This window comes from Pseudomonas sp. CYM-20-01 (assembly GCF_023169845.1).
GTDB lineage: Bacteria > Pseudomonadota > Gammaproteobacteria > Pseudomonadales > Pseudomonadaceae > Aquipseudomonas > Aquipseudomonas azotoformans.
In genome coordinates this window covers 248123-274726 of the sequence record NZ_AP025169.1, presented here as the reverse complement: position 1 = coordinate 274726, position 26604 = coordinate 248123, and the positions used below count along the sequence as shown (strand labels likewise).

The window sequence follows — 26604 nt, the reverse complement described above, 5'->3', positions numbered from 1 at the left end:
TTAGAAGCGCGCTTTAGGCGTCGCGCAAGGGATCGGTCCGTCGCCGCTCAACGGTCGGAACGTCGACTGATCGGCATCGTAGGCGCTGATTTCGCTGGTCTCGATGTTGTAGATCCAACCGTGGATAAACAAATGACCATTGGCCATGCGCGAAGCCACGGAGGGGTGGGTACGCAAATGTTGCAGTTGGGCGATGACGTTTTCTTCGGTGAGCACCTTCATGCTCTCGCCTTCATTGGCGCAGTCGCAGTTGTCATGGACCATGGTCTTGGCGACCTCGGCGTGCCGCAGCCAGGCCTTGACCGTCGGCATCTTTTCCAGGCTGTCGGGGTTGAGCACCGCGCGCATGGCGCCGCAATCGGAGTGCCCGCAGACGATGATGTGCTGCACGCCCAGGGCGAGTACCGCGTACTCGATAGCCGTGGAAACACCGCCGTTCATCTGGCCGTAAGGCGGTACGACGTTGCCGACGTTACGGGTCACGAACAGATCGCCCGGAGAACTTTGGGTGATCAGCTCGGGCACGATGCGCGAGTCGGCGCAGGTAATGAACATCGCCCGTGGGCTCTGGGCCGTGGCGAGTTTCTTGAAGAGTTCTTCCTGCTGGGGGAAGACGTCGTGATGGAAATGCAAAAAGCCGTCAACAATGTGCTTTAGCGCTGCATCGGCGGTTTCAGCCACCTGAGGGGCAGAAGCCGACGCAGCCAACGGCTGTTTATCCTTGTCACTCATGATTCATCCTCTTGATTAATGCAGGGGAGTGTTCAGGTCAGTTGGACGCTTGGCCAGTGGATTAGTTGTAAAACGCCAGGGGCCAGAGTGCCGACTCATCAGTCACTCGCTGAACAAGGTAACCGTCGAAACTTAACTCAAACTGAATGAACCGCTCTAGATCGAGGGTTTCAGTGATGTCAAAACGCGACTATTCCTACAGGAACGATGCATTCCTCCTTGTCAGTCTACAACAATGCCATCTGTCTGCCCGGAGGACAGAACGCCGTGCAATCCAGGTTAAACCCTTCCCGGCGGTTGAGCCCCAGCCGCTTGATGGCCTTGCTGAAGCGCTGCGCCAGCAAATCGGCAAACGGCCCTTCGCCACGCATGCGCACGCCGAAGCGGCTGTCATACACCTCGCCGCCACGCACCTGGCGCACCAGGCTCATCACATGGGCCGCACGCTGCGGGTAATGCGCCGCCAGCCACTCCTCGAACAACGGCGCCACCTCCAGCGGCAGGCGCAGCATCATGTACGCCGCACTTTGCGCGCCCGCTGCGTGAGCTTCGGCCAACAGGCTTTCCAACTCACTGTCGTTGATCATCGGGATCATCGGCGAGCACAGCACACCCACCGGGATCCCCGCCTCACGCATCACCCGGATCGCTCGCAGGCGTGCCTTGGGCGCTGCCGTGCGTGGCTCCAGGATGCGCTTGAGTTCGTCGTCCAGGCTGGTGAGGCTGATCATCACGGCCACCAGTCGCTGGCGCGCCAACTCGGTGAGCAGGTCCAGATCGCGTAAAATCAGCGACCCCTTGGTGATGATGGTCACCGGGTGGCGATAGCGCAGCAGCACTTGCAGGGTTTGCCGGGTGATCTTGTATTCGCGCTCGATCGGTTGGTACGGGTCGGTGTTGGACCCAAGGTTGATCGGCGCGCACACGTAACCCGGTTTCGACAGCTGCTGTTCCAGCACATCGGCAGCGTTGGTCTTGGCGATCAGTTTGGTTTCGAAATCCAGCCCCGGCGACATGTCCCAATAGGCATGGCTCGGCCGCGCGTAGCAGTAGATACAGCCGTGCTCACAGCCACGGTAGGGGTTGATCGAACGATCGAACGGCAAGTCCGGCGAGTTGTTGCGGGTGATGATGGTCTTGGCCGTTTCGATGCGCACTTCAGTGCCCTGGGTCGGCGGCACTTCCTGGAACCAGCCGTCATCCTCCACCACGCTGACAGTCGGTGCGAAGCGGTTGTGCAGGTTGGTGGCCGTGCCCCGGCCTCGGGGCGGCAGCGGAGTAGACATGAAAACGCCTCGATACTGTTTTTATATACAGTATCGATGCGCAGGGCTTCTGACCAGTGCCGTTTGGCGGTCAGCCAGCGATCAGTGCCGTTGCGTGACCTGGCCCAGGTCATCGCCCGAGGTAGTGCGCATATCGTTCTTGCGCAGGTCCGCCACTTCGTTGGCTTTCACCGGCGCACCTTTATTGCCCCAACTGCCCCGAATGAAACTGACCACATCCGCCACTTCCTGATCCGACAGACGCCAGGCGAACGCCGGCATGGTGAAGGTCGAGGGCGCCGCGTGGGTAGCCGGCAAGGTGCCGCCGTTCAACACGATGTTGATCAACGACGTGGCATCCGCCGTCTGCACCACCGGATTACCCGCCAGCGCCGGGAACACCCGCGTATAGCCATGCCCGTCGGTACGGTGGCAGGCCGCGCAGTTGTCGATATAGACCGACGCGCCCGGCTTGCGGTCATCGCCTTTCCACAGCGCCTCGGCCACCTGCTTGTCGTACTGATGCGGCTGGTCCTTGGGGTCCACCGCCGGCAAGCTCTTGAGGTAACGGGCGATAGCCGTCAGATCATCCTCCGACATGTACTGCATGCTGTGGACGACAACGTCGCTCATGCCACCAAACACCGCACTGCGATCACTGCGGCCGGTCTTGAGGAATTGCACCAACTGTTCCTCACTCCAACTGCCGAGGCCATCCTTGTGGTCACCGCGCAGGCTTTTGGCGATCCAGCCCTCCAGTGGCGCGCTGCCGGACAGGAAAGCGTTGCCGTCGGTGGCACTCAAGGCTTTTTCCTGCATGGTCAGGGCCCGTGGCGTATGGCACGCGCCGCAATGACCGAGACCTTCCACCAGGTAGGCACCGCGGCTCACCACCGGGTCCGCGGCGGCTTGCGCCTGATGCGCTTCGACCGCCGGCGCAAACATCCAACGCCACGCCGCTAGCGGCCAACGCATGCTCAAGGGCCACGGAATATCGCTGTCCTTGTTCTGCTGAGCAACCGGCTCGACCCCCTTCATGAAATACGCATACAACGCCTGCATGTCGCTGTCGCTGACGCGCGCGTAAGACGGGTAGGGCATTGCCGGGTAAAGCGTACTACCGCTCTTGGCGACGCCATGGCGCACGGCCTTGTCGAAGTCCTCGAAGCTGTAGTCGCCCAGGCCGGTCTTGTCCGGGGTGATGTTGGTGGAATAGATCACGCCAATCGGCGTTTCCATTGGCAGGCCGCCGGCGAAGGGTTTGCCGCCTTTGGCGGTGTGGCAGGCCACGCAGTCACCGGCGCGGGCCAGGTATTCACCCTGCTTGATCAAATCGCTTTCAGCCGCACTGACAGAGCAGCTGCTGAAAAGCGCGAAGGTGGCGATAACAAGTGCTTTCATGGTCATCGCTCCTTATGCCTGAACCAGTGGGCCGGGTTTTTTCAGGTACTGCTCGCGAATGGCCCGCGCCGACCAATAGGTCAGCGCCGCCACCAGACCGGTAGGGTTGTAGCCCAAACCTTGTGGGAAAGCGGACGCGCCAGGGACAAACACGTTGTGCACATCCCAGCACTGCAAATAGCGGTTCAACGCACTGGTTTTCGGATCGGTGCCCATGATCGCGCCGCCGTTGAGGTGGGTGGTCTGGTAGGACGCCGTGTTGAAATGCTCACCGACCTTTTTGCCGAGCAGGGCAATCGCCTTGGGGTTCATCGCCTCGGCGACCTTGCTCATTTTCTCGACCATGAAGCGGTTCATCTTGATGTCGTTTTCCTGCCAGTCGAACGTCATCCGCAGCAGCGGCAGGCCGTAGGCATCGCGGTACACCGGGTCCAGATCCAGATAGTTGCCCCGGTAGGATTGATGGGCGCCGTGGGCATCCATCGACACCTGGTGGGTGTAGTAATCGGCCGTGGCGCGCTTCCACGCGCTACCCCAGGCCGGAGTGCCCGGAGGGTTAGACGTGCCGGCAATCGGCCGGCTGCCAGCCTGGTTGACCCACATCGGCGAACCGCCCACGAAGCCATGGGGGCCGTGGTCGAAGTTGTCGGCGTTGAAGTCATCGATGGCCACGCCATTGCCGCCTGCACCGATGAAGTTGTTGGTATGGGTATCTTTGTCGAAGAAGGCCTTGATGGTGGCCATGTTCTGGTAGGCGAAGTTCCTGCCCACCACGCCCTCATTGGTTATCGGGTCATAGGGCTTGCCGATACCCGACAACAGCATCAAACGCACGTTGTGGAACTGGAACGCGCCAAGGATCACCAGGTCCGCCGGCTGCTCACATTCCCGGCCCTGGGCGTCGATGTAAGTCACGCCAGTGGCCTTGCTCTTGGTGCTGTCGAGATTGACCTTGAGCACGTGGGAATTGGGCCGCAGCTCAAAGTTCGGTACCTGGCGCAGCGCCGGCAGGATGTTCACGTTCGGCGAGGCCTTGGAATACATGTAGCAGACATAGCCGCTACAGAAACCGCAGAAGTTGCACGGCCCCATCTGCGCACCGTAAGGATTGGTATACGGCCCCGAGGTATTGGCGGACGGCAGGTTGTAGGGTTTGTAACCCACCTCGGCAGCCGCTTTCTGAAACAGTTGTGCGGAGACGGTATTCTTCTGCGCTTCCAACGGAAACGGATTGGAACGGTCCGGTGCATACGGGTTGCCGCCACGGCCTTCGCCTACCAACCGACCATTCACGGTCCAGGCCTGACCGGAGGTGCCGAAGACTTTTTCCGCGTAGTCGAAAAACGGCTCCAGCTCTTCATAGCTTACGCCGAAGTCCTGGATGGTCATGTCCTTGGGGATGAAGTGTTTGCCGTAGCGCTCCTCATAGTGGCTGCGCATACGCAGCTCGATCGGGTCGACACGGAAATGCACGCCCGACCAATGCAGGCCCGCACCGCCCACGCCGTTGCCCGGCAAGAACGCGCCCAACTGACGGTTGGGCAAGGCGACGTCCTTCACGCTATGGCGAATGGTCACGGTCTCTTTGGAAATATCCTGGAAGAGTTTTTTACGCACGCTGTAGGTCAGTTCGTCGATGACCTGGGGATAGTTGCCGTCCGGGTAGGTGTCCTGCATCGGGCCACGCTCCAGCGCAACCACGTTGAGGCCTGCTTCGGTCAGTTCCTTGGCCATGATCGCGCCGGTCCAGCCGAAGCCGACGATCACCGCATCCACTTTCTTCATGATGGTCGCCACGTTCAAGCCCTCTCGCCACGGATGGAAACTGCCGGGAAGGGGTATTGCTCGTTGCGTTCAACCCAGTCCATGAAATCGGCGCGAGCGCCGGGGAAGCCGATCATGGTCCAGCCGACCATGCCTTTGTTACCACCGTGGATGGGGTCGCAAAAGAACCCTTCCTTGGTGTTTTGCAGCAACAGGTTGAAGAACATCTTCGGCGGCACCGCGTCAAAATGCGCCGTCACTTCACTTCCGCCAGCCTCCAGACGACGCAACATGTCGTCTCGGGTAGCGCTGTCTTGCGCAGCAAAAGTTTTACCGTTGAAGGCTTTCGACCAGGCATCCGTCGCGGCAATGCCCAGGCGATAGATGTCCTTGGGTACCAGTTTGGACTGCCAGCCCATCTCTGGAGCAGCATCCGCGTTGAACGGGCCTTGCATGAACCACAAGGCACCACTGGCGTACGGCGTGTTCATCTGACGGTCGATGTACTCCGGCGCACCGGCTTCGAGGGCACCCGGGCCTTGCTCATCGGCGGGGATCAAGCGCTCGACGGCGGCGTTTATAAACGCCCACTCCTCGGCCGTGAAGTAAGTAGGCTCGTAAGCCTTTTCACTCGGCGCAGGCTTGGCGGGAGCGGCCTGCGCCGGTTCAGGCGTTGCCATCAGCATCGAGCCGCCAAGGCCGGTGCTGGCAACCGTGACCATCGGGATCAAGGTCAAGGATTTGCGCAAAAAGTCACGCCGGGGGTTGTCTTGATCTTGATCAGACATGGTGGCACCTCATCATGTGGTCACGGGTTTATCCGCCACTTCTGGGAGCAGCGTGATGTGTGGCAAGCCAGTGGGATATCAGGCACCGGCAAACAATAGTTACAAATGATAGCAGCCTAAGCATCAGGACGAATCGCTTGAGCGGTAAAAACACCGGATCAGATGAGGCCATTCACGTTTCTTTGACGAGCACCTCACACGGTGTTGACCCCCCCTGGGCGAATCTGCGCTCCATCAGCCATTTCCCTATTGGGTCACAAAGCGCATGTCCAACACTCGATTGCTGCCTGCTCTCGGCCTGGCATTCATGGCACTGCTCGGCGCCGTTCACGCCCAGGCCGATGAGACTTCGTCCATTCGCTCACCCGAGTGGGCCCAGCCAGTGGGCAACCAATTCAACCTGCACCAAATGACGCCAACGCTCTATCGCAGCGCTTTGCCCGATAGCAGCGCCGTGCCTGAGTTGGAAAAACTCAAGATCGGTACAGTGATCAACTTTTTGCCGGAATCTGATGCCGCCTGGTTGAAGTCATCTGATATCAAACGGGTACAGCTGACTTATCGCACTAACCATGTCGACGATTCCGACGTACTGGCGGCACTCAGGGCCATCCAGGACGCCGAAGCCAACGGCCCGGTGCTGATGCATTGCAAGCATGGCTCTGATCGCACCGGCCTGATGGCCGCGATGTATCGAGTGGTGATTCAGGGGTGGAGCAAGGAAGACGCGCTGAACGAAATGACCCTGGGCGGGTTTGGCACCAGCAACGGCTTCAAGGACGGGGTTCGCTACATGATGAAGGCTGATATCGACAAGCTGCGCACCGCCTTGGCAAATGGCGACTGCAGCACCAGTGAATTCGCGCTGTGCTCAATGAAAAGCTGGCTCAACACGGCCGGCAGCAGCCGTGTCGAACCCAAGAAAGACGCTGAATTGGTGCTGACACCCTAAGTGGGTATCAGTCCTTTTTCAGCTTGGGATTGGGGAAAAACTGCACCGCCTGCACCTTCGGGTCCGCCGGCGCTTTCAACGCCGTGGTATTGACCCGCGTGCCCAATTCCTTGGGCACCGACAACCCTTGATCATTCAGCGTGTCGGTATAACCGCAGGCCACACACTCACGGTGCGGCACGCTGTCCTCGGTCCACATCTTCAGTTTGTCCGGCTCACTGCACGCCGGGCAGACCGCCCCGGCGATAAACTGCTTTTTGGTAATCACAGGCCCTTCACTCATGCTGCCGCGTCCTCACTCAGGCCGCTGTGGCGCAAGAGTGCGTCAATCGACGGCGCACGTCCGCGGAAGTCGACGAACAGCACCATCGGCTCCTGGGAGCCACCACGCGCCAGGATCGCCTCGCGGAAAGCACGACCGGTTTCGGCGTTGAGTACGCCGTCTTCTTCGAACTTGGAGAAAGCATCCGCCGAGAGCACTTCGGCCCACTTGTAGCTGTAGTAACCCGCCGCATAACCGCCGGCAAAGATGTGCGCAAAGCTGTTGGGGAAGCGGTTGTAGGCCGGCGGACGCATCACCGACACCTCATCACGCACGCCTTCGAGCACCTTGGCCACGCTGCGACCATCTCCATGGGTGGCGTGCAGCTCAAAGTCGAACAGCGAGAACTCCAGCTGGCGCACCATCATCAGGCCGGACTGGAAGTTTTTCGCTGCGAGCATTTTTTCCAGCAGGTCTTGGGGCAGCGGCTCGCCGGTTTCATAGTGACCGGAGATCAGCGCCAGGCCTTCCGGCTCCCAGCACCAGTTCTCCATGAACTGGCTCGGCAGCTCCACCGCATCCCAGGCCACGCCGTTGATGCCGGACACGCCAGCGTGTTCAACGCGTGTCAGCAGGTGATGCAGGCCGTGGCCGAATTCGTGGAACAGCGTGGTGACTTCATCGTGGGTCAGCAGGGCAGGCTTGCCGCTGTCGGCCGGGGTGAAGTTGCACACCAGGTTGGCCACCGGGCTTTGCAGCACGCCGTCGACTGTGCGGCGACGGTCGCGGGCGCCGTCCATCCAGGCACCGCCCCGCTTGTTGGCGCGGGCGTACAGGTCGAAGAAGAAGCGGCCGACGTGCTGGCCGTTTTCCTTGATTTCGAACAGGCGCACATCCGGGTGCCAGGTGTCGAAGCCTTTCTGCTCGGCGATCTCGATGCCGTACAGACGCTGCACGATGGCAAACAGGCCGCCGAGCACTTTGTCGATCGGGAAGTAGGCGCGCAGGGCTTCCTGGGACACGCTGTAGCGCTGCTCGCGGAGTTTTTCGCCGTAGAAACCGCTGTCCCAGCTTTGCAGGTCGGCGCAGCCTTGTTCGGCAGCATAGGCCTTGAGCTGTTGCAGGTCCTGGGCGGCGAACGGCTTGCTGCGCTTGGCCAGGTCACGCAGGAAGCTCAGCACTTGGTCGCTGGACTCGGCCATCTTGGTGGCCAGGCTCAGTTCGGAGAACGACGCGTAACCCAGCAACTGAGCCAGCTCTTGGCGCAAGTCGAGGATCTGTTCCATCACCGCGCCGTTATCGTTCTGACTGGCATTCGGGCCTTGGTCCGACGCACGGGTGCAGTAGGCTGCGTAGACTTCTTCACGCAGCGCGCGATCCTGGGCGTAGGTCATGACGGCGTAGTAGCTAGGGAATTCCAGGGTGATCAGCCAGCCGTCGAGGCCTTTGGCCTGGGCGGCGGCGGCCATCTGCGCCTTGGCCGAGTCGGTCAGGCCCGCGAGGGTGGCTTCATCGGTGACGTGTTTGGTCCAGGCCTGGGTCGCGTCCAGCAACTGGTTGGAGAACTTGCTGCCCAGCTCCGACAGCTTGCTCTGCACTTCGGCGTAGCGTTTTTGCTGCTCTGGCGGCAGATCGATGCCGGACAGGCGGAAGTCACGCAGGGAGTGTTCCAGGATGGTTTTTTGCGCCACGTCGAAACCGGCGGCTTCCGGGCTATTGGCCAAGGCTTCAAAGGCCTGGAACAGTGCGCGGTTCTGGCCCATCTCGGTAGAGTACGCGCTCAATGCCGGCAGGCAGCTTTCGTAGGCTTCACGCAGTTCAGCGCTGTTGCACACGGCGTTGAGGTGGCTGACCGGGCTCCAGGCGGCGCCCAGGCGGTCATTCAGTTCGTCCATCGCCAGGACCAGACCGGCCCATGTCGGATTTTTGCCCTGGCTTTGCAGGATGCCTTCGATGGCAACGCGGTTGTCGGCGAGGATCTGTTCGATGGCCGGCTGGACGTGCTCGGCACGGATCGCCGAGAACGGCGGCAGGTCGTAGGACTGCAGAAGAGGGTTGTTCGCGCTCACGGTGGGCACCTTGGCTGAAGAAACATGTAAGAACAAAGATGGGGCCATCTTAATTACAATCAACGCCCACCGCAGCTATCAGCAGAAGAGAGAGAGGCTATCGTGACCCTTCGCACCTATCAGAACCACACGCCAGCCCTGGGCGCCGGGGCTTTTGTCGATATTTCGGCGGTGGTGATCGGCGATGTCGAAATCGGCGCCGACAGCTCGGTCTGGCCACTGACCGTGATCCGTGGCGACATGCACCGCATCCGCATCGGTGCGCGTACCAGCGTGCAGGATGGCTGCGTGCTGCATATCACTCATGCCGGGCCGTTCAACCCGGACGGTTTCCCGCTGCTGATCGGCGACGACGTGACCGTCGCCCACAAGGTCATGCTGCATGGCTGCACAGTCGGCAGCCGCATCCTGATCGGCATGGGCAGCATCGTGATGGACGGCGCCGTGGTCGAGGACGACGTGATCATCGGCGCCGGCAGCCTGGTGCCGCCGGGCAAGAAACTCGAAAGCGGCTTCCTGTATGTCGGTAGCCCGGTCAAACAGATTCGCCCATTGACTGACAAGGAACGCGCCTTTTTCACCTACAGCGCCGCGAACTACGTGAAGCTCAAAGACCTGCACCTGGCTGAAGGATTCGACCGATGACCCTGCCTTACCAAACCGTCCTGTTCGACCTGGACGGCACGCTCACCGACCCACGCGAGGGCATCACCCGCTCGATCCAGTACGCCCTCGGCAAGCTGGGGATCGACGAGCCGGACCTGACCAAACTCGAACACTTCATCGGCCCGCCCTTGCTGCAAGCGTTCATGCAGTTCTACGGCTTCGACGAGGCCAAGGCCTGGGAAGCGGTGAATTTCTATCGCGAGCGTTTCAAGGTCACCGGGCTTTATGAGAACCGTGTGTTCGACGGCGTGATGCCGCTGCTGGAAGCGTTGAACGGTCAAGGCCGCCAGCTCTATGTCGCCACTTCCAAGCCCTGGGTCTTCGCCCGCGAAATCGCCCGGCACTTCGATTTCGCCAAGCACTTCAAGGTGATCTACGGCAGCGAGCTGGACGGGACGCGCACCAACAAAGTCGAACTGATTGCCCACCTGATGAGCGAGGAAGGCCTGGACCCGGCCACCACCTTGATGATCGGTGATCGCAAGCATGACCTGATCGGCGCGCACAAGAATGGGCTGGATTCGGCGGCGGTGGGGTATGGGTTTGGTAGTTTCGAGGAACTGAATGCCGAGGCGCCGACCTGGCATTTTGAAACGCTGGATCAGATGCATCAGGCGTTTTTGCAGCGACTTTGAGACCGCCATCGGGGGCAAGCCCCCTCCCACAATTGACCGGCGCACACGGTCAAAATGTGTGAGGGGCGGTGCGACGACTCGACTTGCCCCCGATGAGGCCCTAAAGAGCACCCCTTTCCAACTGCCTCAACGCCGCCTTGCGCTGCACCACCGGCAACCCACCCAGCTTCTCCACCGCCTTATAAAACCTCACCCAATCCCCACCTTCCCGCGCAAACAACGCCGCAAACGCCGGCACCCACTGGTCGTACAGCCCAAACGGTAGCAACCGCGCATTGTTCATGGGTTGGTTGATCCACGCGTCATACCGTTTGTCCCCGCCCCACTGGCTGTCGCGCAGCTGCCGGTAATCGCGACGCAGACGCTCGAACTCGGCCGACTTCGCCTGGCGCATCACATCAGTTGCCAAGGGTTGGGCATAGAGTTTTTCCAAGCGCTGGCGGGTATCGAGGATCAGCTGAATGAACTCATCACGCTGCTTCGACGCCGACAGGCTCTGCGGCGCCAAGCCCCGTGCAGCACGCCACTGGCGCGTGCCTTCCTGCTCGACGAAATTGGCAAACGACTCATTGAACTCGGTGTCGTCCTTCACATAGAAACGCTGGTGCGCCAGCTCATGGAAGATCAACGTGGCCAGCCGCTCATCACCCCAGTTCATCATCGAATTCATGATCGGGTCGTTGAACCAGCCCAAGGTTGAATAGGCCTCGACACCGCCGATCGACACGTCCATGCCTCGCTGCTTCAACAACGCCGCCTCACCACGCGCCGCGCCCTGGTTGTAGTAGCCGCGATAGGCCACACAGCCCGCGATAGGGAAGCAATGGGTTTCGGGAGACAGGGAAAACTCCTGCGTGGCGAAGACATTCCAGACCACATAAGGCCGGCCGATGTCGGCATACAACCTGTAGCTCTGGTTGTCAGGCAGATGCAGGTGTTCACTGGCGAACGTACGCGCCTTTTGCGATTGCGCCAGATGCTCGCGCAACAGCACTGGGCGGGAAGGGTCAGCGATCACCTGCGCCACCGGCTCCCGGGCGCGCAGCAATTGCCATTGACCACTGGCCAACTGACCGTAATAACTGACACTGGAACAGCCGCTGAGCAGCACAACCATCAACCCTGGAAGAAAACGCCTGACCATGCCCCGACCGCTCCTGGGTAATTTGCTCGCCAGACTATCGCGCCCAGGCGGAATTTTTCCATGGCACGACGTGTTTATACTTACAAGAAGTCTGTCGCCGCTGGCATCAGGCTGAACTCTTTCCTACGTGAGTGCCTGCCATGCGTCAGCTCTGGTTTCCCGTCGCCGCCCTGTTCCTCAGTGCCTGCACCACCACCCCGGTGCCACCGGCAGACCCGCAGCAGGCGTGGGTTGATTTCACCACGCCGACGCCGGGGTCCAAGCTGGTAATGGCGCAACGCTTGGACGGCAAGAACCTGGATGACGGACGTTTCTTCCAAATGCCGCCCGGCCATCATGAACTGATGGTGCGTTTCGACTTTGAAGTCCCCGCCGGCGGCGGTTTGGGTGGGCTCAGCCAGATGATGTACCGCACCTGCTTCATGACCCTGGAATACGACCACTTCCAGGCCGGCCAGCGCTATGTGCTGGAAGGGCGCTCGCTGGCCTTCACACCCAACATCCGGTTGTATGACTCGGCGCGTCAGTTGCTCGCAGAAGAACGCAGCGTCAACTGCATCTGATCAGTCGTTGTTCTTCTGGTAGACGATGGCCTTGGTGCCGTTCTCACAGCTGCCGACCACCATGGCGCTGTCGTGCTTGTCGGCTTCTTCCTTGCTGACGATCTCCAGGGTGTAGGACGGCACCGCGTTAGCCTGGATCTTGACCTCAATCTCCTTCCTGAGCTCTTCGCAGTCTTTTGGCGCGGCCACAGCCGACGTGGCCAATACACCGCAGATGATTGCCAAGGCAAAACGTTTCATGTGTGAAGCTCCCTGAATGCGCTGCGCACGAGTGTGCGCCTAGGCTGCATGGTAATAGGACCACACTGACAAAACACGAGTTCTGATCTAACGCAGAACTAAATGTGGGAGGGGCGGTGCGACGATTCGACTTGCCCCCGATAGCGGTGAGTCAGTCAACATCTCTGTTGCTGATAGACCGCCATCGGGGGCAAGTCGAATCGTCGCACCGCCCCTCCCACATTGGACCTGCTGCGTTAGCTGACCAGGGTGGCATCCAGGCTGATTTTCGCGTTCAGCACTTTGGACACCGGGCACCCTTCCTTGGCTTTTTTGCTCAGTTCATCGAACTGCGCCTGGCTCGCGCCCGGAATCTTGGCCTTGAGCACCAGGTGCACAGCGGTGATCGCAAAACCACCGTCAACCTGGTCTAGGGTCACTTCGGCCTGGGTGTCAATGCTGTCAGCCTTGAGCCCGGCATCGCCGAGAATCATGGAAAACGCCATGGAGAAACAGCCGGCGTGGGCCGCACCGATCAATTCTTCCGGGTTGGTGCCCTTACCGCCCTCGAAACGGGCCTTGAAGCCGTAAGGCGCTTCACGCAGCACGCCGGTTTCCGTGGAAATGGAGCCCAGGCCAGTCTTCAGGTCACCTTCCCAATGCGCGGATGCTTTTTTAACGATACTCATAGCGGTCTCCTCGAACGGTGGTTTTGCGTCAGTAAGGGTTCTGAGGATAGTCGGCCCGGCAAAGTTCATCTTGTAAGAGAAACCTAGCGATTCAGTAGGAAATTTCCTGGGCTGCTATTGAATCTCGGGTATATGCCCTCATTGCATAGAGCATGCACATGAAGCGGCAGGTTTTGGTTCGTCTAAAAAGCCTGCGGCCCTTTTGGAGAAGCAGGCTTATGAAATCGCTGTCCGACGTAAAGTTCTCGACCCTCGACCTGGTGCCCGTGCGCGCCAACGGCAGTCCGGCGCAGTCGCTGCGCAATTCCCTGGACCTGGCCCAACACGTGGAAAAGTTCGGCTACAACCGTTTCTGGGTGGCTGAACACCACAACATGGACGGTATCGCCAGTTCGGCCACCTCGGTGCTGCTGGGTTACCTGGCCGGCGGCACCTCGACGATTCGCGTCGGCTCCGGCGGCGTGATGCTGCCCAACCATGCGCCACTGGTGATCGCCGAACAGTTCGGCACCCTGGAAAGCCTCTACCCCGGCCGAATCGACCTGGGCCTGGGCCGCGCGCCCGGCTCCGACCAGATGACCGCCCGCGCCCTGCGCCGTGAGCGCTCCGGCAGTGCCGACGATTTCCCCGAAGACGTGGCGGAGCTGATGGCCTACCTCGGCCCACGCACGCCCGACCAACGGGTGATCGCCGTCCCCGGCACCGGCACCAACGTACCGGTCTGGCTGCTGGGTTCCAGCCTGTTCAGCGCGCAGCTGGCAGGTGAGCGCGGTTTGCCCTACGCCTTCGCCTCGCATTTCGCACCGCGCTTGATGCATGAGGCGATTCGCGTGTACCGCAATCACTTCAAGCCTTCGGAAGTGCTGGACAAGCCTTACGTGATGCTCGGCATTCCACTGGTCGCAGCAGATACAGATGAACAAGCCGACTACCTCGCCACCTCGGTCTACCAACGCATCCTCGCGCTGATGCGCGGGCAAAGTCTGGTGCAGCGCCCGCCGGTGAAAACCATGGACGGCCTGTGGCTACCCCATGAAAAAGACGCGGTCGCCAGCTTCCTCGGCCTGGCCATGGTCGGCAGCCCGGCGAAGATCCGCGCCAAGCTGGAGGTGCTGATCGAACAGACCGGCGCTGACGAGCTGATCTTTACCTGCGACCTGTACGAGCACGCCGACCGGATTCATTCCTACGAGTTGCTGGCGCAGTTGATGAAGGGCTGAAACCCTCAGGCGAAAAAAAACCGACGCACTCGCGTCGGTTTTTTATGTCTGGAACACGGGATTAACCGCGCTTGTAGACGATTTCCTTGGTGCCGCCTTCGCAGCTGCCGACCACTTTAGCGTCGGTAGAAGCGCCTTTATCCACCACTTCCAACGAATAGCCCGAAGCGCCCTTGGCGTCGATTTTCGCCGCAATCTCGCTTTTCAGCTCTTCACAAGGCTTGCCCGCCGCCAGGGCTGCGCCCGCAATGCTCAACAAACCTACCGCTAACAGGAACTTCTTCATCCGTTACTTTCCTTGCGCTGATCAAAAAGAGCGTGCCGACGCTTGCGGCATCGGCACCCATTGGTTGTAGCGCAGGTTATGGCAATCGGCCAGTCAGCAAGTTCAACCGTTGCGATCAACTACTGGCAATTCGGAACCCTACCTTGAGGGTGACCTGATAGTGCGCGACCTTGCCATCCTCGATATGGCCGCGTGTTTCAGTCACTTCAAACCACTCGAGATGCTTGATGCTCTTGTTGGCTTCAGCGATAGCATTGTTGATCGCATCTTCAATGCTGGTGGTCGACGAGCCGACCAATTCGACTTTCTTGTAGGTGTGATGATCACTCATGGCAGTTCTCCTAAGGGTCGTTAAGCAAGCGTAGCAGTCAATGTTCGTACTGCTTCTGGCGACCATTCCTACCTGAAAGTTCAGATTAACTGCACTTTCTGAAACGGCCGCAGTCGGTATCTACACACGCCACTCAATCACTTCAGGAGAGTCCACATGGCCAACACTTCTTTACGCAAAGCGTCGCTGGAAAGCATGGAAGCCGAGATTTCGAGCCTGCTCAAGTCTCTGGAAAGCCTCAAGGACGATGCGTCTGACGAATCGCGCAAAACCTTGAAGGCCCTGAAAAGCAATGCCGAGAATGCCCTCAAGCATTCCCGCCACCTGATCAGCGATGCCTACGAAGAAAGCAAAGTTAAAATCCGCGAAACCGGTGTTGCAACCCGGGACTACGCCCAAGAGCACCCATGGACTACAGCCGGTGTTGCCGTAGGCGCACTGGGCCTGCTGGCCGCCTACCTGCTGTGCAAGCGCGGTGACTAAACCGGCTGGCGCAACAGCTCAGCCTTGAGCCACTGCGCCAGTTGCCCGGCGCGTCCGTCCGCGGCGCGCTTGGGTAGCCACAACGCCAGGTGCGCCGGGGTTTCGCTGAAACCCCATGGCGCCACCAGGCGACCCGCACGCACGTCTTCGACCACCAGCGGTTCCGGCGCGATAGCAATACCCAGCCCGGCCACTGCCGCCTCCAGCAAATAATACAAATGCTCAAACCCCTGGCCGTGTTTCAACGCGCCGGGTTCGATGCCGTGTTGCCGCGCCCAACTGGGCCAGGCTTGCGGACGTGAGGTGGTGTGCAACAGCGCTTCGCCACACAACGCCGACGCGGGCGCCTGGCGCAGCCGCTCGTAGCCGGCGAAACGCGGGCTCATCACCGGGCCGATGCGTTCGCTGGCCAGTTCATACACCTGCATATCCGCAGGCCAGGGTGGCTCGGCGAACAACAACAGGGCATCCAGGCCGGGGCGCCGGGGATCAAGGTCACCGTCACCCGCCGACAGGTGCAGGCGCAGGTCCGGCAGGTCCGCGTTCAAGCGGCCCAGGCGCGGGATCAGCCAGCGCGCCAGCAAGCTGCCCGAGCAACCCAGCACGAACGGCGCATCGGCACTGCTCTGGGTGAGTTCGGCGCACACATCCCGCAACCGTTCGAACGCCTCGACGCTGGCGTCGCGCAAACGGGCACCGGCATCTGTGAGTTTAAGGCCGCGCCCCTCCTTGACGAACAAACTCACGCCCAAGTGCTCTTCCAGTACCTTCAACTGCCGGCTGACCGCGCCATGGGTCACATGCAATTGCTCGGCGGCCTGGCTGACGCTGTTGAGGCGGGCGGTGGCTTCAAAGGCACGCAGGGCATTGAGGGGTGGGAGGTCTCGGCTCATCTGTGAGTTTTCCTGACAGGTTGCGGCGATCTTATCGGTTTTCAGCGCAGGACGTCAGGGGTAGAGTGGCCGTCATTGCTTCCCACACCCATTCTCTCCTGGAGTGTCCCATGACTCAGTCCCAGACCGATCTACGCAACGGCCCAGACGCCAACGGCCTGTTCGGCGCGTTCGGCGGCCGTTACGTCGCTGAAACCCTGATGCCGTTGATCCTCGACCTGGCCCGCGAATATGAAGCGGCCAAGATCGATCCGGCGTTCAACGAGGAATTGGCCTACTTCCAGCGCGATTACGTCGGTCGTCCGAGCCCGCTGTATTTCGCCGAGCGCCTGACCGAGTTCTGTGGCGGCGCCAAGATCTACCTCAAGCGCGAAGAGCTGAACCACACCGGCGCACACAAGATCAACAACTGCATCGGCCAGATCCTGTTGGCGCGGCGCATGGGCAAAAAACGCATCATCGCCGAAACCGGCGCCGGCATGCACGGCGTGGCGACCGCCACCGTGGCCGCGCGCTTCGGCCTGCAATGCGTGATCTACATGGGCACCACCGACATCGAGCGCCAACAGGCCAATGTGTTCCGCATGAAGCTGCTGGGCGCCGAAGTGATCCCAGTGGTCGCCGGCACCGGCACCCTCAAGGACGCGATGAACGAAGCCCTGCGTGACTGGGTGACCAACGTCGACAGCACCTTCTACCTGATCGGCACCGTGGCCGGCCCGCACCCGTACCCAGCCATGGTGCGCGACTTCCAGGCCGTGATCGGCAAGGAAACCCGCGACCAACTGCAAGCCCAGGAAGGCCGCCTGCCGGACAGCCTGGTGGCATGCATCGGCGGTGGCTCCAACGCCATGGGCCTGTTCCACCCGTTCCTGGATGACACCAGCGTGGAGATCATCGGCGTTGAAGCGGCCGGCCACGGCATCGAGACCGGCAAGCACGCTGCCAGCCTCAACGGTGGCGTACCGGGCGTACTGCACGGCAACCGCACTTTCCTGCTGCAGGACGACGATGGCCAGATCATCGACGCCCACTCGATTTCTGCCGGCCTGGATTACCCCGGCATCGGCCCGGAACACGCCTGGTTGCATGACATCGGCCGCGTCCAGTACACCTCGGTGACCGATGACGAAGCCCTCGACGCCTTCCACAAATGCTGCCGCCTGGAAGGGATCATTCCAGCCCTGGAAAGCGCCCACGCCCTGGCCGAAGTGTTCAAGCGCGCCCCGACCCTGCCGAAGGATCATCTGATGGTGGTGAATCTGTCGGGCCGTGGCGACAAAGACATGCAGACCGTCATGCACCATATGGAACAGTCCCAGCAGGAGAAACACTGATGAGCCGCCTGCACACCCGCTTCGCTCAGTTGAAAGAACAAAACCGCGCCGCCCTGGTGACCTTCGTCACCGCTGGCGACCCTGGCTATGACACCTCCCTGGAGATCCTCAAGGGCCTGCCAGCCGCCGGTGCCGATGTGATCGAGTTGGGCATGCCCTTCACCGATCCGATGGCGGACGGCCCGGCCATTCAGCTGGCCAACATCCGTGCGTTGAATGCCAAGCAGAACCTGGTGAAAACCCTGCAGATGGTCCGCGAGTTCCGTAAGGACAACAACGACACGCCGCTGGTGTTGATGGGCTACTTCAACCCGATCCACAAATACGGCGTGCCGCAGTTCATCGCCGACGCCAAGGAAGCCGGGGTGGACGGCCTGATCGTGGTCGACATGCCGCCCGAGCATAACGGCGAGCTGTGCGACCCGGCCCAGGCCGCAGGCATCGACTTTATCCGCCTGACCACCCCGACCACCGACGATGTGCGCCTGCCCACTGTGCTCAACGGCAGCTCCGGCTTCGTGTACTACGTGTCGGTCGCCGGCGTGACCGGTGCCGGCGCGGCGACCCTGGAACACGTCGAAGAAGCCGTGACCCGCCTGCGTCGCCACACCGACCTGCCGATCAGCATCGGTTTTGGTATCCGTACACCGGAACAAGCGGCGGCCATCGCCCGCCTGGCCGACGGTGTGGTGGTGGGTTCGGCGCTGATCGATCACATTGCCAATGCCAAGAATGACCAGCAAGCCATCGACGGCGTGTTGAGCCTGTGTGCGGCATTGTCGGAAGGCGTGCGTAACGCCCGTAAGTAAGGGCCCCGTAAGCAGTAGGTAAAGTTCCTGATACAGAGGAATCAACCCGCGCGGGCACGGCCTAAACAGCAAGACCAAGGGATTTCGAACCTCGTTCGAAGTCCCTTTTTTGTTTGCGTGCCCTGAGGAATACCCGATGAAAATGCCCAAATCCGTGATTGCAGGCCTTGGCGTACTGGTGCTTGGCGCCAGCGCGCTGGTGCAAGCCGCGCCTTATGACCAAGGCGGCCCCGACCGTGGCGGCCCGCAAGGCCAGCACGAGCAACATGGCGACGACCATCGCGGCCCGCAGGACAACCGTCGCGGCGGCCCGCCCCAGGACTTCGGCCCGGTACGCCAGATCATCCATGACAACCACGGCCAGTTCTCCCGTGGCGCACCGCCGCCGCCCAATGTACGCCTGGTACGTGGCCAGCCGTTGCCCCGTGGTTACTACGGCGAACGCCTAGACAACCGCGCCCTCGCGCGCCTGCCGGTGTACCCGGGTTATGAGTGGCGCCGTTCGGGGCCGGATGTGGTGCTGATCGCGGTGGGCACGGGCATCGTCTACGAGATCCTCGACGGCGTACTCAACTAACCCCCCGGCGCCTTCACCTTTTTCCGCTAGGCTTGAGGGTGGACATTGCGTCCTCCCTCAACGCACTTCATGCCTATTGCCGTCTAACCGCCTGCGCAAGCCCCGCATTCCTTGCCCTCCCGGTCGTTAAGTTAGCCGCATCAGAAGTCATTCTTGGCTCTTTGGAGTACATCATGGCATTTGATCTCATTACCGCTGCGGACCGTCGTCATTCAACACTGCAAAAAGGTTTCAACCTGCGCTGGCCATTGGGCAATGTGCAGGGTGAATCTTCGTCAAGTGGCGCCAACTTGATTTACCTCTGCTATAGCCCCCAGGACATCATCGACGCCGCCGCCCAGGCGCTGGCGATCCCCAATGGCCGGATCACGGTGCGTAGCGGCGGTCACTGCTATGAAGGCTTTGTCGCGAACAAGATGCCCGACAGTCCCGACGAAGTGCTCTCGATCCTGGATATCAGCCAACTCAACCAAGTGGTCTACGACGCCACGGGGCAGATTGCCTCGGAGTTGGTGCCCACCTCGCCTCATCGCTACAGCTATCGCCTGGAGGCGGGCGGCCAGAACTGGGATGCCTATGTGGCGCTGTACAAGCTGGCCAACACGAGCTTGCCCGGCGGCTCGTGCTATTCGGTCGGGCTGGGTGGGCATATTTGCGGCGGTGGCTACGGGCTGCTGTCGCGCAAGGATGGCCTGGTGTGCGATTGGTTGAGTGGCGTCGACATGCTGGTGCCGAACGCCCAAGGCAACGGCCTGGTCCCTGTACATGTCGCCCGCAACAGCGCCCAACAGGACGAACTGGATCTGTTCGCCGCCTGCTGCGGCGCAGGCGGCGGGCAGTTCGGGATTATTACCAGCTACTACTTCGAACGTTTGCCCCAAGCCCCCAAGGAAGTGCTGTGGCTGGTGCTGGAGTGGGACTGGTCGCTGCTGACCAAGCCAGCCCTCGACAGATTGCTGGTGGCCTATCAGGACTGGTTTGCCCGCAACCAGGCAAACCCGGACACCTGGGGCCTGGCAACCAAACTGGAGATGCGCCATCAGAACACTGGCAACGTCACGATGGATGTTCATTACGTGGACAAGCAGGGCGAGTTGAATGATCAAGCCCCCTTTGAGGACTTTGTCAGCTCGATGCTCAATGCCATCGGCATTTCCGCTACCGAATGCCTGAGTCCTTCCCCAACGACCCACCTGCCACGCAGCAACCCGCCAGGGCCGACGATCAATTCACTGGCGTCTGCCCTGGCCGCGACGCGTCGAATGGATTGGCTGCATTGCCAGCAGACGCTCAATGGCTCAGGGCCAAACCAGCGTGGTCGGTACAAGTCGGCCTACCAGAAGGGTATTTTCACCCCCACTGTGCTGCAGGCGATCTGGGACACGCTGACGTGGGACGACCCCGATAAGCGGCTGACTCAAAGCCTGATCCAGATCCAGTCATTCGGTGGGCAAATCAATCAGGCCAGCGCCGCCGTGCGACGGGAATCATCGGTTGCACAGCGTTCGTCCTACTTGAAGTGGCAACCACAATGCTACTGGCGTGACGAAAGCAGCGCTTCGGATCAAGCCCACGCGCAATGGATCCAGGGACTGTTTTTCGCGGCATTTGCCAACGACAACGGCGTTCCGGTCAATGCCCAGTTCGAAGGGTGCTACATCAATTACCCCGACCGCGACATGCTGTTTATCGACGGCGACCCCAACAAGGGGCCCAACCCGCAGTGGTACAAGGTGTTCTTCCCTGACCTCATGATTGAAAGCCGCCTGCGCCGCACCAAGCAGCGCTGGGACCCGCTGAATGTGTTCCGTAACGAGATGTCGGTGCCCTGAGCCGAAAGGAAAAAGGGCGACCGCAAGGTCGCCCTTTTTTACAACTCGATCCGCTCGACCTTACCCACCAGCAACACGTAAGAGAGCGCTCCGAGCAAGGCCAGCACCGCGATGTAGGTAATCGCTGGCGCAAACGAATCGCCACTGGCCAAAAAGCCGATCACAATCGGCGTGGCAATCGCCGACAGGTTGCCGATGAAGTTGAACACCCCACCGGTCAGCCCCAACAGGCGGGCCGGTGCCAGGGTCGACACCAGCGACCAGGTAATCGACGCCAGGCCATTGCCAAAGAACGCCACCGCCAGGAACGCAATCACCCAGGCCGTCGAGTCCACATAGTTGGCACCGATGATCGCCGTGGAGATCAGCAACCCGCCAATGATCGGCAACTTGCGCGCAAACCCCACCGATGCGCCGCGACGAATCAGCCAATCGGAAAAGATCCCGGAACACAGCACGCCGACAAACGCCGCGAGGAACGGCAACGATGCCAGCAGGCCGGATTTGATGAAGTCCATGCCGCGATATTTCACCAGGTAGGTGGGAAACCACGTCAGGAAGAACCACAGCGTGGAGTTCAGGCAGAACTGCCCCAGGTAGATGCCCCAGAGTTTGCGCTTGCTCAGCACGATCCCCAGGTCGACCCAACTGAACGGCGCCTTGGCGGCTTTTTCCTGCATGTCCACCAGGCCACCGCCTTCGCGGATCAGCTCGATTTCAGCAGCGTTGGCGCCTTTGAAGTCCTTGGGCTCGCGGTACACCGCGTACCAGATGATCCCCCACAGGATGCCAACGCCACCGGTAACGACAAACACCATGTGCCAGCCGAAAGCATGTTGCAGCCAGGCCAGTACCGGCGTGAGGAACGCCAGCCCGACAAACTGCCCGGAGGTATAGAAGCCAATCGCCGTGGCGCGTTCGCGCTCGGGAAACCAGGTGGTCACCACGCGGCTGTTGATCGGATACGCCGGGGCTTCCAGGGCACCCACCGCCATGCGTAGCACGAACAACGCGATAAAGCTGGCAGCGAAACCTAGCATCACGGTGGCGATGGACCACAGGATCAGCGCAGCCGTATAGAGAATGCGCGGCGGCACGCGGTCCACCAGCCAGCCGCCAGGGATCTGCATGGCTGCGTAGGTCCAGCCGAACGCGGAGAAGATCAGCCCGACCTGAACCGGGTCGATGCCCAGTTCGCTGGTCAGCGCCGGGGCGGCAATCGACAGGTTGCTGCGGTCGAGGTAATTGATCACCACGGTGATGAACAACAGCACCATGATGAAAAAACGCTTTTTGGTAGGCGTGACTAAAGAAGCCTGCCCGGTGAAGGATTCAGGGTGCATGGGGGTTGCCTCTTCTTATGTTTATTGAGGGCTTGCAGGAGCCGGCATCCCGGCTCCTACAGGGTGCTTACCACTCGGCGAAGCTGCCGTCGGCATGCCGCCAGATCGGGTTGCGCCAGCGGTGGCCGATGGCCGCGCGCTCGATCACGTATTCTTCGTTGATCTCGATGCCCAGGCCCGGCCCGTTGGGGATCTTCACGAAGCCCTGGTCATAGTCGAACACGCCGGGGTCGCGCACATAGTCGAGCAGGTCGTTGCTCTCGTTGTAGTGAATGCCCAGGCTCTGCTCCTGGATAAACGCGTTGTAGCAGACCGCATCCAGTTGCAGGCATGCCGCCAGGGCAATCGGGCCCAGCGGGCAGTGCAGGGCCAGGGCCACGTCGTAGGCCTCGGCCATGTTGGCGATCTTGCGGGTTTCGGTGATGCCGCCCGCGTGGGAAGCATCGGGCTGGATGATGTCCACGTAGCCTTCGCTGAGCACACGCTTGAAGTCCCAGCGCGAGAACAGGCGCTCGCCCAGGGCAATCGGCGTGCTGGTCAGCGGCGCGAGCTCTTTGAGCGCCTCGTAGTTTTCGCTGAGCACCGGCTCTTCGATGAACATCAGTTTGTACGGGTCCAGCTCTTTCATCAGCACCTTGGCCATCGGCTTGTGCACCCGACCATGGAAGTCGACGCCGATGCCGACGTTCGGGCCGACCGCATCGCGCACGGCGGCGACGTTGGCCAGGGCCAGGTCAACTTTCTCGAAGCTGTCGACGAACTGCAGTTCTTCGGTGCCATTCATCTTCACTGCGGTAAAGCCTCGGGCCACGGCCTCTTTGGCGGCGCGGGCGGTGTCGGCCGGGCGATCGCCACCGATCCACGAGTACACGCGGATCTTGTCGCGCACTTGGCCACCCAGCAGATCACTGACAGACACACCGAGGGCCTTGCCCTTGATGTCCCACAGCGCCTGGTCGATACCGGCGAGGGCGCTCATGTGCACCGCACCGCCGCGATAGAAGCCGCCGCGATAGAGCACGGTCCAGATGTCTTCGATATTGCGCGGGTCTTTGCCGATCAGGTAATCGGACAGCTCTTCGACGGCAGCCGCCACGGTATGGGCGCGGCCTTCGACCACGGGCTCACCCCAGCCGGTCACGCCCTGGTCGGTCTCGACCTTGAGGAAGCACCAGCGCGGCGGGACGATAAAGGTCGTCAGTTTGGTAATTTTCATCTCTTGTCTCTCTTATAGATGCGGCGCCAAGGGCGCGGAACTTGATGTCAGCTCAGGGCTTTCCAGGCGGCGACATAAGCCTGGGCACGGCTCGCTACCTGATCCACTGTCATACCCGGTTTGAACAACCCGGAACCCAGCCCGAACCCTTTGGCGCCGGCATCGATAAACACCTGCATGTTGTCCGGGGTAATGCCACCGACCGGCAGCAGCAAGGTGCCAGCCGGCAAGACTGCCAGCCACGCTTTGATCACCGCCGGGCCCATTTGCTCGGCGGGGAACAGTTTCAACACATCAGCCCCCTCGGCCAGTGCGGCGAAGGCTTCGGTCGGTGTCGCCACACCTGGCGACAGGAACAGGCCTGCGGCTTTCGCCGCTCGCAGCACCTTGGCATCGCTGTGGGGCATCACGATCACCTGGCCACCGGCCGCCTTCACCTGCTCGACCTGCTCAGGCAGCAACACCGTGCCGGCGCCGATCAGGCAATCGGCGGGCAGGCTGTCGCGCAGGGTGCGGATGCTGGTGTAAGGGTCGGGCGAGTTCAGCGGGACTTCGATCACCCGAAACCCTGCCTCGTACAGCACTTGGCCGACGGCCTCGGCTTCGTCCGGGCGAATGCCACGCAGGATGGCGATCAAACCGTTTTGCGCGAGTGCGTGCTTGAGCATGTCAGGCCTCCAATACAGGTTGAGTGAGCCCGGACGCCATCGCCAATTGCCACAGCCCGCGCTCGGTGGCTTCTTGCGCCAGGCTGACGTGGGCGAAACCGCAGAGGGCGAGGGCGCGTTGATAGCGGGCGCAGAGGGGCGCGGCGCCGACCAGGATGATCGGCTTGTGTCGGGCACTGCCGGGCAGGCCGGCGAGTTCGTGGCCGATGAGCAAGCCGGAGAGGTAATCGGGCTGCTGTTCGGGGCTGAGTTCGGCGGTGAGGCCCAGGGTGCGCGCACTGAACAGCGTCGACAGCACGCCGCGCTGGCCGTCTTTGGACAGCGCCACCTGCACGCCTCGGTCAAAGGCGTCGGCCTGGAATTGTGCGGATTGTTGCTGGGTACGTCCGAGGATGCTGTGCTTGCTCAACACCGCAAACAGCTCGCCGGTCATGAAGGTGTCGAAGTGGGTGATGCAGCCATCGACCACCTCCACCCACTTGGAATGGCTGCCGGGCAGGCCGATCAATGCGTCGGTGCCCAGCCCCTGCAACACGCCCAGCACCTGGGTTTCTTCGCCGCGCATCACGTTGGGCAAGCCGACCTGCTCGATCACGCCCGGCACGATATGCACGTCCACGCCACGCAGGCTGCGCACCTTATGCAGCGCCTGGCCGAGGCTGGCGACATCGACAGGGGTATTGCGATAAGCGGCTTCGCTCCAGCCCTGCGCGCTGCCAACCATGCCGCAGGCAATCACCGGCAAACCGGGCTCGGCGTCGAGCCAGTCACCACACGCCGCATCGAACGCCAACTCGAAGCCATCGCTGCAACGCACGCCAGCAATGTCCCGGGGTTCATTGGGCAAATGCATGATGCCCCACGCCAGCGAGCGCTGTTCCAGCACTGCGCCAGCGGGGCCGAGTTTATAAGCACGAAGGGAGCTGGTTCCCCAATCGAGCGCGATCAATTGCGCCTGCATCGCTTCACCTGAGTTCTGAGCGGATGCAGCGAATATAAACCTACGAAGCAGAAAGTCTCAATATATAAATGACTATCCCATATTTAGGGATTAATTTTAAGAAAAGGCTGACAAGTTCAGCTCCCGCATCGCCCCCATCCAGACGGCATAGTCCGTGTGGTCCTTCAGGTCATCGCCGGTATCGGGGTGCAGGAACACCACCAGGCCATTGCGATGGATCACCAGCCACGGCAGCACCACACCGATGTATTCCGGGTCGAACGCCAACTGGCAGCTCCAGTTCGGGTGCGGCCCTACCGGCCGTTGGTGCACACGGCCCATGCGCAGCGGGAACAGTTTGGCGGCGTCTTCGCACAAGGTGCGCGCCTGTTCGATAGTGTTCGCGTCGAAGTAGATATGGGCGTGATAGCCCTTGATACGTTGCATGACGAGCTCCGGATCCAATATGCGCCAGATGCTAGACCGCAATCGACGGCAGGGCCAGCCCGGTCAGCGACTGTGCGCTGCTGGCCTGCTCGGCCACCAGCCAGTCGACGAAACGCTCCACCAACTGCCCTCGGCGTTTGCGCTGGGGTTGCACCACGTAATAGCCGAAACGTGAGATCACCGTGTCGCTCACCGGCCGGCACAGCCAGTTCTGTTCCAGCAGGTTGTCCACCAGATGGCGCCAGCCGATGGCCACGCCCTGGCCGGCAATCGCAGCCTGGATCAACAGGGTGTAGTTATCGAAGCGCAACTGGCCGGGGGTGGGCGCGGTGGTGATGCCCAGTTCGCGAAACACGCCGCTCCAGTCGAACCACTGGCTGTTGTTTTCCTGGCGCAGGTGCAGCAGCGGGAAATCGTGCAGATTTTGTACAGTCAGCGGCGTGGCCTGCGCCTTCAGCCATTGCGGGCTGCACACCGGGAACACTTCCTCGTTGAACAGCCACAGGCTGTCGCCCTGCTTGAAACGGCCGTCGCCAAACAGCACCGCCACGTCGATATCGCTGCGTAAGGTCGCGTGGTTGCGCTCGCTGGTCACCAGGCTGACGTCCACCTGGGGGTTGGCCTGGTGGAAGCGGTGCAAACGCGGCATCAGCCAATAGGCGGCGAAGGCGAAGTCGGTGGCTACTTGCAGCACTTCATGCTGATCCTGCTGGCTGATCAGGCTCAGTCCCTGGTTGATGCCCTGCAAACCGCCCTGCACATGCTCGAACAACAGGGCGCCGGCATCGGTCAACTCAATGCCACGGTAGATGCGATCAAACAGGCGGATCGCCAGTTGCTCTTCCAGGCGCTTGATCTGCTGGCTGATCGCGGGCTGGGTGGTGCCCAGTTCCATTGCAGCGGCGGTAAAACTGCGGTGGCGTGCCGCCGCTTCGAACGCGCGCAGCAGATCGAGGGACAGGTCGCCAAGGGCTTCATACATAAGCGGTGCTTATCCTAGACATTGCTTTTCATGGGCTTTACCCCACTTTTCATGGGCTGCATGCTCATTCGCATAAACACCGCCTATGGAA

The 26604-nt window shown here is 61.1% G+C and carries 29 protein-coding genes; 10 read left to right on the top strand and 19 right to left on the bottom strand.

What is annotated here, in order from left to right:
* From M2497_RS01230 to M2497_RS01210, 5 genes are all read right to left on the bottom strand, one after another.
* Entirely contained in the window at nucleotides 1–732 is a 732-nt protein-coding gene (locus M2497_RS01230; protein ID WP_248485554.1) for a carbonic anhydrase, read from the bottom strand.
* A 227-nt stretch (nucleotides 733–959) separates the two neighbouring features.
* Nucleotides 960–2018: a PA0069 family radical SAM protein gene (locus tag M2497_RS01225; RefSeq protein WP_248485553.1), complete on the bottom strand. Its 1059-nt coding sequence runs from the start codon at nucleotides 2016–2018 to the stop codon at nucleotides 960–962.
* 81 nt (nucleotides 2019–2099) lie between these two features.
* The gene (locus tag M2497_RS01220) at nucleotides 2100–3398 is read right to left on the bottom strand and encodes a cytochrome c (RefSeq protein ID WP_248485552.1); all 1299 of its coding nucleotides are present in this window, start codon (nucleotides 3396–3398) and stop codon (nucleotides 2100–2102) included.
* A gap of 12 nt (nucleotides 3399–3410) precedes the next feature.
* Nucleotides 3411–5195: a GMC family oxidoreductase gene (locus tag M2497_RS01215; protein ID WP_248488284.1), complete on the bottom strand. Its 1785-nt coding sequence runs from the start codon at nucleotides 5193–5195 to the stop codon at nucleotides 3411–3413.
* Nucleotides 5196–5197: 2 nt separating this feature from the next.
* Entirely contained in the window at nucleotides 5198–5950 is a 753-nt protein-coding gene (locus M2497_RS01210) for a gluconate 2-dehydrogenase subunit 3 family protein (RefSeq protein WP_248485551.1), read from the bottom strand.
* Between the two features lie 265 nt (nucleotides 5951–6215).
* Here M2497_RS01210 and M2497_RS01205 point away from each other — a divergent pair, with 265 nt between their 5' ends.
* Entirely contained in the window at nucleotides 6216–6902 is a 687-nt protein-coding gene (locus tag M2497_RS01205) for a dual specificity protein phosphatase family protein (protein ID WP_248485550.1), read from the top strand.
* A gap of 7 nt (nucleotides 6903–6909) precedes the next feature.
* On the opposite strand, the gene M2497_RS01200 is transcribed toward M2497_RS01205, so the two are convergent.
* Both M2497_RS01200 and prlC read right to left on the bottom strand, forming a co-directional pair.
* Nucleotides 6910–7185 carry a YheV family putative zinc ribbon protein gene (locus M2497_RS01200; RefSeq protein ID WP_020301415.1) on the bottom strand — a complete coding sequence of 92 codons (276 nt, stop codon included), beginning with the start codon at nucleotides 7183–7185 and terminating at the stop codon, nucleotides 6910–6912.
* Nucleotides 7182–9281: an oligopeptidase A gene (gene prlC, locus M2497_RS01195; protein ID WP_248485549.1), complete on the bottom strand. Its 2100-nt coding sequence runs from the start codon at nucleotides 9279–9281 to the stop codon at nucleotides 7182–7184. The genes M2497_RS01200 and prlC overlap by 4 nt, the downstream gene beginning before the upstream one ends.
* A 54-nt stretch (nucleotides 9282–9335) precedes the next feature.
* On the opposite strand from prlC, the gene M2497_RS01190 reads away from it, so the two are divergent.
* Nucleotides 9336–9878 carry a gamma carbonic anhydrase family protein gene (locus tag M2497_RS01190; protein WP_248485548.1) on the top strand — a complete coding sequence of 181 codons (543 nt, stop codon included), beginning with the start codon at nucleotides 9336–9338 and terminating at the stop codon, nucleotides 9876–9878.
* A complete protein-coding gene (locus M2497_RS01185; protein ID WP_248485547.1) occupies nucleotides 9875–10534 on the top strand; it encodes an HAD family hydrolase in 660 nt (219 codons plus the stop codon). The genes M2497_RS01190 and M2497_RS01185 overlap by 4 nt, the downstream gene beginning before the upstream one ends.
* Nucleotides 10535–10634: 100 nt before the next feature.
* Here M2497_RS01185 and M2497_RS01180 read toward each other — a convergent pair whose 3' ends face one another.
* Nucleotides 10635–11678, bottom strand: a complete 1044-nt coding sequence (locus M2497_RS01180; protein ID WP_248485546.1) for an aminopeptidase — start codon at nucleotides 11676–11678, stop codon at nucleotides 10635–10637.
* Between the two features lie 140 nt (nucleotides 11679–11818).
* On the opposite strand from M2497_RS01180, the gene M2497_RS01175 reads away from it, so the two are divergent.
* Complete coding sequence (locus M2497_RS01175) at nucleotides 11819–12241, top strand: hypothetical protein (protein ID WP_248485545.1); 423 nt, start codon at nucleotides 11819–11821, stop codon at nucleotides 12239–12241.
* Here the strand turns inward: M2497_RS01175 and M2497_RS01170 are convergent, their stop codons facing one another.
* Nucleotides 12242–12481, bottom strand: coding sequence for a DUF1161 domain-containing protein (locus M2497_RS01170; protein WP_010207769.1), 240 nt, complete (start codon nucleotides 12479–12481; stop codon nucleotides 12242–12244).
* Between the two features lie 236 nt (nucleotides 12482–12717).
* Nucleotides 12718–13149, bottom strand: a complete 432-nt coding sequence (locus M2497_RS01165) for an OsmC family protein (RefSeq protein ID WP_027608131.1) — start codon at nucleotides 13147–13149, stop codon at nucleotides 12718–12720.
* A gap of 218 nt (nucleotides 13150–13367) precedes the next feature.
* Here M2497_RS01165 and M2497_RS01160 point away from each other — a divergent pair, with 218 nt between their 5' ends.
* Nucleotides 13368–14369, top strand: a complete 1002-nt coding sequence (locus tag M2497_RS01160; RefSeq protein WP_248485544.1) for an LLM class flavin-dependent oxidoreductase — start codon at nucleotides 13368–13370, stop codon at nucleotides 14367–14369.
* 61 nt (nucleotides 14370–14430) lie between these two features.
* Here the strand turns inward: M2497_RS01160 and M2497_RS01155 are convergent, their stop codons facing one another.
* Entirely contained in the window at nucleotides 14431–14655 is a 225-nt protein-coding gene (locus M2497_RS01155) for a DUF1161 domain-containing protein (RefSeq protein ID WP_248485543.1), read from the bottom strand.
* A gap of 115 nt (nucleotides 14656–14770) precedes the next feature.
* Nucleotides 14771–14986 (bottom strand): dodecin, encoded by a 216-nt coding sequence (locus M2497_RS01150; protein ID WP_248485541.1) that lies wholly within the window; start codon nucleotides 14984–14986, stop codon nucleotides 14771–14773.
* Between the two features lie 156 nt (nucleotides 14987–15142).
* Here M2497_RS01150 and M2497_RS01145 point away from each other — a divergent pair, with 156 nt between their 5' ends.
* A complete protein-coding gene (locus M2497_RS01145) occupies nucleotides 15143–15469 on the top strand; it encodes a DUF883 family protein (protein ID WP_003170746.1) in 327 nt (108 codons plus the stop codon).
* On the opposite strand, the gene M2497_RS01140 is transcribed toward M2497_RS01145, so the two are convergent.
* The gene (locus M2497_RS01140) at nucleotides 15466–16362 is read right to left on the bottom strand and encodes a LysR family transcriptional regulator (RefSeq protein WP_248485539.1); all 897 of its coding nucleotides are present in this window, start codon (nucleotides 16360–16362) and stop codon (nucleotides 15466–15468) included. The genes M2497_RS01145 and M2497_RS01140 overlap by 4 nt on opposite strands.
* 110 nt (nucleotides 16363–16472) lie before the next feature.
* Here M2497_RS01140 and trpB point away from each other — a divergent pair, with 110 nt between their 5' ends.
* The 4 genes from trpB to M2497_RS01120 all read left to right on the top strand — a co-directional run bounded on the left by trpB (nucleotide 16473) and on the right by M2497_RS01120 (nucleotide 20917).
* Nucleotides 16473–17699, top strand: a complete 1227-nt coding sequence (trpB, locus tag M2497_RS01135; RefSeq protein ID WP_058424396.1) for a tryptophan synthase subunit beta — start codon at nucleotides 16473–16475, stop codon at nucleotides 17697–17699.
* Nucleotides 17699–18508: a tryptophan synthase subunit alpha gene (gene trpA / locus M2497_RS01130; RefSeq protein ID WP_248485537.1), complete on the top strand. Its 810-nt coding sequence runs from the start codon at nucleotides 17699–17701 to the stop codon at nucleotides 18506–18508. Before trpB ends, trpA begins: the two co-directional genes overlap by 1 nt.
* Before the next feature lie 136 nt (nucleotides 18509–18644).
* Complete coding sequence (locus M2497_RS01125; protein WP_248485530.1) at nucleotides 18645–19085, top strand: anti-virulence regulator CigR family protein; 441 nt, start codon at nucleotides 18645–18647, stop codon at nucleotides 19083–19085.
* 173 nt (nucleotides 19086–19258) lie between these two features.
* The gene (locus M2497_RS01120; protein WP_248485528.1) at nucleotides 19259–20917 is read left to right on the top strand and encodes a BBE domain-containing protein; all 1659 of its coding nucleotides are present in this window, start codon (nucleotides 19259–19261) and stop codon (nucleotides 20915–20917) included.
* Between the two features lie 38 nt (nucleotides 20918–20955).
* Here the strand turns inward: M2497_RS01120 and M2497_RS01115 are convergent, their stop codons facing one another.
* The 6 genes from M2497_RS01115 to M2497_RS01090 form a co-directional block, all read right to left on the bottom strand.
* Complete coding sequence (locus M2497_RS01115; protein ID WP_248485526.1) at nucleotides 20956–22260, bottom strand: MFS transporter; 1305 nt, start codon at nucleotides 22258–22260, stop codon at nucleotides 20956–20958.
* A gap of 67 nt (nucleotides 22261–22327) precedes the next feature.
* Nucleotides 22328–23476: a galactonate dehydratase gene (gene dgoD / locus M2497_RS01110; protein WP_003170741.1), complete on the bottom strand. Its 1149-nt coding sequence runs from the start codon at nucleotides 23474–23476 to the stop codon at nucleotides 22328–22330.
* A gap of 47 nt (nucleotides 23477–23523) precedes the next feature.
* Nucleotides 23524–24144, bottom strand: coding sequence for a 2-dehydro-3-deoxy-6-phosphogalactonate aldolase (locus M2497_RS01105; protein ID WP_071494754.1), 621 nt, complete (start codon nucleotides 24142–24144; stop codon nucleotides 23524–23526).
* A gap of 1 nt (nucleotide 24145) precedes the next feature.
* Nucleotides 24146–25105 (bottom strand): 2-dehydro-3-deoxygalactonokinase, encoded by a 960-nt coding sequence (locus M2497_RS01100; RefSeq protein WP_248485524.1) that lies wholly within the window; start codon nucleotides 25103–25105, stop codon nucleotides 24146–24148.
* Between the two features lie 96 nt (nucleotides 25106–25201).
* Nucleotides 25202–25531 carry a DOPA 4,5-dioxygenase family protein gene (locus tag M2497_RS01095; RefSeq protein ID WP_248485523.1) on the bottom strand — a complete coding sequence of 110 codons (330 nt, stop codon included), beginning with the start codon at nucleotides 25529–25531 and terminating at the stop codon, nucleotides 25202–25204.
* A 31-nt stretch (nucleotides 25532–25562) separates the two neighbouring features.
* On the bottom strand, nucleotides 25563–26513 hold the full coding sequence (locus M2497_RS01090; protein ID WP_248485521.1) for a LysR family transcriptional regulator: 951 nt from the start codon (nucleotides 26511–26513) through the stop codon (nucleotides 25563–25565).
* Nucleotides 26514–26604 lie beyond the last annotated feature (91 nt).